Below are 390 nucleotides of genomic sequence, written 5' to 3'. Positions count from 1 at the left end.
TGGGTTGTTAGCTCAGTTGGGAGAGCATCGCCCTTACAAGGCGAGGGTCACTGGTTCAAGTCCAGTACAACCCACCATTAATTTGGTGAACTTGGTCGATGCAGCATCGCGCTCATTCTTACCAAGGCAAGGGTTACTGTATTAAAGTCAGTACAACCCACCATAACTAAAACTAAACTCTGACAAAATTTTAAGATGGGTTGTTAGCTCAGTTGGGAGAGCATCGCCCTTACAAGGCGAGGGTCACTGGTTCAAGTCCAGTACAACCCACCATCTTAAAGGTTTAGTAAAAAATACTCTGGGTTGTTAGCTCAGTTGGGAGAGCATCGCCCTTACAAGGCGAGGGTCACTGGTTCAAGTCCAGTACAACCCACCATTAATTTGGTGAAC

3 tRNA genes are annotated in these 390 nt (G+C 46.4%); all 3 read left to right on the top strand.

From position 1 onward, the window contains the following. The first annotated feature begins 1 nt into the window (after nt 1). The 3 genes from ACXAH1_RS24705 (at nt 2) to ACXAH1_RS24695 (ending at nt 376) form a co-directional block, all read left to right on the top strand. Nucleotides 2-77: transfer RNA gene (locus ACXAH1_RS24705), tRNA-Val, on the top strand. A 120-nt stretch (nt 78-197) separates the two neighbouring features. Further along, a tRNA-Val gene (locus ACXAH1_RS24700) sits at nt 198-273 on the top strand. Between the two features lie 27 nt (nt 274-300). Beyond that, a tRNA-Val gene (locus ACXAH1_RS24695) sits at nt 301-376 on the top strand. Nucleotides 377-390 lie beyond the last annotated feature (14 nt).

It is taken from the genome of Pseudoalteromonas sp. AWH4_217 (genome assembly GCF_056161105.1).
This window is presented reverse-complemented; position numbering and strand designations above follow the sequence as displayed.